This is a genomic window from Lampropedia puyangensis, assembly GCF_004833285.1.
In the GTDB taxonomy this organism is placed as follows: domain Bacteria; phylum Pseudomonadota; class Gammaproteobacteria; order Burkholderiales; family Burkholderiaceae_C; genus Lampropedia; species Lampropedia puyangensis.
The window spans coordinates 1-535 of the sequence record NZ_STFG01000064.1 but is presented as its reverse complement, the minus strand read 5'-3'; the positions used below and the strand labels follow the sequence as shown (position 1 = coordinate 535).

1 pseudogene is annotated in these 535 nt (G+C 51.4%); it reads left to right on the top strand.

The features are described 5' to 3' along the window. Nucleotides 1-535, top strand: a pseudogene (locus E9531_RS17380) (IS3 family transposase); the annotation flags it as partial.

Here is a 535-nt window from a genome sequence, read left to right as displayed (position 1 = left end):
ATGCGCGACTTGGGCGAAAGCTGCAGCAGGCATCGCGTTGCTAGACTGCTGCGCTGCCAAGGCCTAAAAGCACAAAGAGGCTATCGCAAACGCCCATATTCCAAAGCCGGTGCACCAGCGATAGTGGCCCCCAATCTGCTGGAACAGCAATTCACGGTGCAGGCTCCTAACATGGCCAGGGTCACTGACATCACTTATATCTCAACACATGAAGGCTGGCTGTACTTGGCTGTGGTGATTGATTTGTACTCTCGCCAAGTGGTGGGCTGGGCTATAGACAATGAGAAATAGGCAGTCGCATCGATACGCAGCTCGCGCTCGATGCTCTGCATATGGCTGTTTGGCGCAGAAGACCCAGTGAAACAGTCATTGTTCATTCGGATCAAGGCTGTCAATTTACAAGCCATGAATGGCAGAGTTTTTTAGAGGACCACAACCTGTGCTGCTGTATGAGCAGGCGCGGTAACTGTCACGATAACACCGTGGCAGAAAGCTTCTTCCAATTGCTCAAACGCGAACGCATCCGTAAAAAAAA